At 60.5% G+C, this 4,981-nt stretch carries 6 protein-coding genes, 1 pseudogene and 1 other annotated feature; of the genes and pseudogenes, 2 read left to right on the forward strand and 5 right to left on the reverse strand.

Annotated elements, in window-relative coordinates:
• The first annotated feature begins 117 nt into the window (after nt 1–117).
• Entirely contained in the window at nt 118–414 is a 297-nt protein-coding gene (locus tag Y704_RS23780) for a hypothetical protein (protein WP_026548891.1), read from the forward strand.
• On the forward strand, nt 401–2,092 hold the full coding sequence (locus tag Y704_RS22525; RefSeq protein ID WP_051476600.1) for an alpha/beta fold hydrolase: 1,692 nt from the start codon (nt 401–403) through the stop codon (nt 2,090–2,092). The genes Y704_RS23780 and Y704_RS22525 overlap by 14 nt, the downstream gene beginning before the upstream one ends.
• A 1,344-nt stretch (nt 2,093–3,436) precedes the next feature.
• Here the strand turns inward: Y704_RS22525 and Y704_RS23790 are convergent.
• The 5 genes and pseudogenes from Y704_RS23790 to Y704_RS24295 form a co-directional block, all read right to left on the reverse strand.
• Nucleotides 3,437–3,649 (reverse strand): hypothetical protein, encoded by a 213-nt coding sequence (locus Y704_RS23790; protein ID WP_155850171.1) that lies wholly within the window; start codon nt 3,647–3,649, stop codon nt 3,437–3,439.
• Nucleotides 3,650–3,799: 150 nt separating this feature from the next.
• Nucleotides 3,800–3,988: a helix-turn-helix domain-containing protein gene (locus Y704_RS0102065; RefSeq protein ID WP_026548892.1), complete on the reverse strand. Its 189-nt coding sequence runs from the start codon at nt 3,986–3,988 to the stop codon at nt 3,800–3,802.
• A gap of 123 nt (nt 3,989–4,111) precedes the next feature.
• On the reverse strand, nt 4,112–4,477 hold the full coding sequence (locus tag Y704_RS23090; protein ID WP_155850172.1) for a DDE-type integrase/transposase/recombinase: 366 nt from the start codon (nt 4,475–4,477) through the stop codon (nt 4,112–4,114).
• Nucleotides 4,477–4,605, reverse strand: coding sequence for a hypothetical protein (locus tag Y704_RS25520; RefSeq protein ID WP_275451045.1), 129 nt, complete (start codon nt 4,603–4,605; stop codon nt 4,477–4,479). Before Y704_RS25520 ends, Y704_RS23090 begins: the two co-directional genes overlap by 1 nt.
• A 45-nt stretch (nt 4,606–4,650) precedes the next feature.
• Nucleotides 4,651–4,785, reverse strand: a sequence feature (AL1L pseudoknot).
• Nucleotides 4,740–4,981, reverse strand: a pseudogene (locus tag Y704_RS24295) (IS3 family transposase); the annotation flags it as partial. (Overlaps the previous feature by 46 nt.)

The following is a 4,981-nucleotide window of genomic DNA, read 5'->3' on the forward strand; positions in this document are numbered from 1 at the left end:
AATTTTCCTTGATCAGACGGGCATTTCGCGTTTAAAACGCCGACCCGGCCCAAACCCGACCGGTGGATTCAGGCTTAGCTCTTTCCTCCCCCTGCTAAATCCGACAGGCGAACGACCATGACTAATAAGGATCTCCAAAAAATCATCACGGCAGCCGGCGCACGATCCTCCGGCCCGTTGCGGGCCTCGGTGCTTCCCGCATTGGAGGATGTGCCGCAGGAACTGGAACGAGCCATCGCCGACGCTGTCGCCCACGGCCAACCCATCGCCGTGGTCTCCGCCGCAGCGGACCTGGCACCCCTGGCAGTGCTGGATGCACTCGAAGCCGTAGCAACCCATGACCCGCACACTTTCCACCCATCGGGGAACAAAAACGGCGCTGCTATCTTGGGGGAATCCGATGCCCGACGTTGAGGAACGATCATGCCGGATCCACTCGGCCACCCTGTCGCAGGCGGACCCGGACACCCCGGTTTTCGTGATGGTGCACGGCATCGGCCTGTCCCACCGCTATTTCGACCGGTTGCAAGCCGAACTCATCCAGCACGGACACACCCACGTCCTGGACCTGCCCGGTTTCGGTGGAACACCCACACCAGAACAGCAACTAGAGGTCGATGACTATGCTGCCGTGATCGGGGATGCGTTGGACGCGGCCGGCATCGATTCCTGTGTACTCATTGGCCACTCGATGGGCGCGCAATTCGTCACCGAACTCGCCCTGCAGCGCCCGGATGTGGTCTCGGAGTTAGTCCTGATCGGCCCGGTCACCGACTCGGCCCGCCGATCCGTCATCTGGCATACCCTCGCCCTCGGTCTGGACAGCCTGATGGAGCGACCCCTCACCAACGCCATCGTCTTCACGGACTACGCCCGCTGCGGCCTGCCCTGGTACTTCACCGAACTGCCCGTGATGCTCCAATACCGCCTCCACGAACGCCTCCCGCAAGCGACCCAACCGGTCCTGATCATCCGCGGCAGCAACGACCCCGTCTCACGCCGCCCCTGGTGTTCGCGCCTGGTCGCTGCCGCGCGGGATGGCCGGCTTGTGGAAATCCCCGGCCAACCCCACGTCGCGCACCGCGGAGGCGCCCAGAAAACCACCGAGGCGATCGTTACCCTCCTCCACAAGGACAACCAGCTCTCACCATTGCCGGGAAACTCACCTGTAGCTGCCCGACAGCAAAGACGAACCATCCTTAGGCGTCTTCGCACCATGGTCACTGAAAGCAGGAGCGCAACCTCTATGTCGGGCACCCCCGATTTCCAAAGCATCACCGTCGACGACCGGCAGTGCCGCGCGTACCCCATGATGCACACCCGCCCCCGCGAACCAGATGCCGGTGCCGGTGCCGCCGAAACGACCACTCGACGGGTGTTCGTCCTCATCCATGGCATCGGGATGTCCCACCGCTACTTCACACGCCTCGCCGCCGTACTGGCCGATCATGGCGATACCTACCTCATTGATCTGCCCGGCTATGGATGGACCGGCACGCCGGCACAGAAAATATCCAATCCCGCCAACGCGGATCTGATCGGCGCCCTCCTGGATGAGATCGGGGTCAGCTCCTGCACCGTGGTAGGCCACTCCATGGGGGTGCAAAGCGCCACTGAACTGGCCATCACCCGCCCGGACCTGGTGACTGACCTTGTTTTGATCGGCGCGGCAGTCGACGCCAAACGACGCACCGTCCTCCAACAGGCCCTTAGGCTCGGAATGAACTCAACACTGGAAAAACCACCGCTGAACACCGTGCAGTTCCTGGATATCCTGCGCTGCGGCCCCCGCTGGTATTTTGCCGAACTCGCGGTCGCCCTGGCCTATCATCTCGAAGAACGACTTCCCCTGGTCGGACAGAAGGTCCTGATCATGCGCGGCACCCGCGACCTGATCGCCGGCACCCACTGGTCCCGAACACTGGCCGACACCGCGCAACATGGAGAACTGCTGGAAATCCCCGGCAAACCCCACGCCGTCCACCACAGCGATCCCGCAACAGTTGCTGCTGCAATTCTCACGTTCGCCGCCGACCGTGACGGACCTGCCCACCAACCGCAGAACCCAGAGCCCGAACTTACGCACCAGTGACTCCTCATGAACCTAACTGACACCCACCGCTCACACCACCCCTACGAATAACCTGACGAACGCGATGAGGGATCTACCCTGTTTCTTGGTTGTTATTGGGCTCCGCAGCCATAGGTCGTGTTTGTGGCCCGGGCGGAAGTTAAGAAGGTGAGAGCGGCAGGCTCTGGCCCTGGGTGAGTGTCATGGAGGATCATCGGGGTACCGTGCGTCTTCTGACACCTCGTGCCGGAAGACGTGTGGGCCATAACACCACTTATCCCACCCCCTTCTCCACCAGCATCTCAAGTAGAAGAACTTGCTCATTGGGAAGCCAGCAAAGGACCCGATATACAGTGCTCGACGCCACGCCATCGCTTTCTATAGTGGCCTGATGAAAAGCAATCGGTGCCATGAAACTGATCGACGGCTCAGATCTTCAGGGGGTTCAGATCCTCATCAGTCATTTAGCGCGCGCGTCTGGAAGTTCATTCCAGATCTAGCCGAGAACGAGCAGGGAGAAGGACATGATTAGTCAAGAAGATATCGACCGGGTACTGAACAACAACGGCAAAACCTACGACTCCAATGGCAGACCAGCACCGCACCATCGGGCTTCACCTCCTGACCGATGACTTCCAGACCGAGTTCATCAAGTCGGCAGAACGTGGTCAGATCGGGTGCAGCGAAGGTAGCGTTGAGCACGTTGAGGTCTTCCGGATGGCGAGCGTGAGAACTTCCATCATCGGAAGGCCTCGACCCCTATCCCCGGACCGACGCGCCCATCCCGCTCACACCCCGACTACACCCTCAATTGCGATGAGCCGCATTACGGGCTCGGCGGACACGAAGGCGTAAACACCCCGGATTCAGCCACTGAAACGTCTTCGTTGGTGGATCCCGATACCGATGACGACAGCACCTACAGCGGCGTGACTGGTACCGGTCGGCCCGCTGGAGTATTCACGGATCAGACCGACCCGGACAGGGTCCACTCCAATCACCCCGCCGACAGCGAGCCCGACCGCGACAATTCAGCACGACAGCGCCGGTTGCGCCGATACGAATTTCCCGAATGAGCAAACACCAGCAATGTTTGAGACACCAGACACCAGACACCAGACGCCGGAACAACCTCCAGGGGCGTGAATCACTGGCCCTTGAGAGGCGCCAAAACGATTAGAAGTACCCGGCAGCAAGAAAAGCCCCAGCCGCGCAGCAGCGGCCAGGACTTAAGTGGCCCGGCCTGGATGGCTTCAGCTTCGACACTGACCTCACCACGCAGAATGCCGAAGCGGCTCACATTTTGAGCCAAAATCCTTGAGGACCGCACGGATAGCCCCAAGGGCATCGCCCACACGGAAGGTGTTAGCTGTTTTCCGGTTTGACCAGACTGTCGTCGTCTTCCTCAAGAGCGGGAGCATCTCGAAGCCCTTCGGGAGTGGCATCACTGTCCTCTACCGGCGATTTCGGAATCGGGTGAATATCCTCCCAATCCTCATTCGTTGGTTTTTCTGAAACCTTCTCCGGTTCGTGCTTGAATTTCTTGCCAGTGGGGGCCACTGAATTCTCGTTGCTCATGAAGTGCACCCTACAACGTGTAGAAGTGGCCGGCTTGGTCCTGGGCAGACTGCGCTGAGAGCCCCACCCGACGAGGTGGGAAACAGGAACCTGACGACGCCCTTAACCCGGTACGGGCTGCAGCTGGCAGTCACCGACAATGGGTCCGGATCAGGATCTGGTGGATTTGAGGTACTGCTGCACCGATGCCTCGGGTACCCGGTACGAGCGACTAAACCGGATCCCGTCGATCGCCCCGGACTGCACCAGGCGATACACCGTCATCTTTGATACCGGCATCATGGTTGCTATTTCCGAAACGGTCATCAGAGGCTCCGTCATCTCAATACGTCCCGCCATTACCTACCACTCTCAAGAGTTCCATCCACCACTTTTGTGACATTTTTAACTTAGGCCACTGCTCGTGCCATCTGCACGAGTAGTAACTACTTGTCTTCGGCTTTCCACGACCGAGTAATTGATTCAACCTCGGGCTTTCAGAACCCCTCGACCGACCACTGGCAGCGGATCCTTCTCCGCAACGACCGATGTGGCTTGATCCCGGCGCCAGAGCGCCATCTTCAAAGTCGTCGGGACCATGTCCGTGTCTTTGATCGTGGAGCCGTGCCAGCCCACGATGGCGCGGGAGAAGACATCAATCGCGAAGGCCACATAGACGAATCCGGACCATGTTCTGACATAGGTGAAATCGGTGACCCACACGGCGTTAGGCCGGGCCGCGGTGAAGTCCCGGTTAAGTAAGTCCGGGGCCCGCTGCGAGTCCTTCGGAACTGGTCCGGCTTTGGGTTTGCGCCCCCGGACAAGACCGCTCATGGCTTCATCCCGCATCAGCCGGTCCACCTTGCCACGGCGTGGCCCTCCCGGCGCAGCCACGCCGTCATCTTTCGCCGCCCGTAAAGGGACTCCGGCTTTTCGGCGGTGTCCTTCAGCGCCTTGACGATGACAGCGTCCGTCACAGTCCGTGCGGCCGGTGCTTTGGACTTCCAGGACCGGTAAGTCCGCGGGGCGACCTGCACGCCCTGCTCACGCAGGACCTTGCAGGCCGGCTCGACCCCGAACCCGTCAGCACGTAGCTCGTCGATGAATCCGGTTATTTGCGGCGGCGAGGGTCGAGCTCCCTCGCGAAGAAAATCGAGGCCCGCTTCAGGATCTCGTTTGCCTCCCGCAGCTCCCGGTTCTCACGCTCCAGCTCCAGCTCCCTGATTCTGGCCTGCTCGGCACTCGTGACACCGGGGCGTTCATCAATGTCGATCTGGGCCTGGAGAACCCACCGGCGCAAGGACTCCCTGCCGATATTCAGTTTCGGTCCAATGGCGGAACAGGCGGCAAAAA

It is taken from the genome of Arthrobacter sp. Br18 (assembly GCF_000520555.1).
Classification (GTDB): Bacteria; Actinomycetota; Actinomycetes; order Actinomycetales; family Micrococcaceae; genus Arthrobacter_D.

Excerpts from the sequence above, each read along its gene's own strand:
- Y704_RS23780 (WP_026548891.1), top strand. The coding sequence starts at position 118 with ATGACTAATAAGGATCTCCAAAAAATCATCACGGCAGCCGGCGCACGA.
- Y704_RS22525 (WP_051476600.1), top strand. The coding sequence starts at position 401 with ATGCCCGACGTTGAGGAACGATCATGCCGGATCCACTCGGCCACCCTG.
- Y704_RS23790 (WP_155850171.1), bottom strand. The coding sequence starts at position 3,649 with ATGAGCAACGAGAATTCAGTGGCCCCCACTGGCAAGAAATTCAAGCAC.
- Y704_RS0102065 (WP_026548892.1), bottom strand. The coding sequence starts at position 3,988 with ATGGCGGGACGTATTGAGATGACGGAGCCTCTGATGACCGTTTCGGAA.
- Y704_RS23090 (WP_155850172.1), bottom strand. The coding sequence starts at position 4,477 with ATGCGGGATGAAGCCATGAGCGGTCTTGTCCGGGGGCGCAAACCCAAA.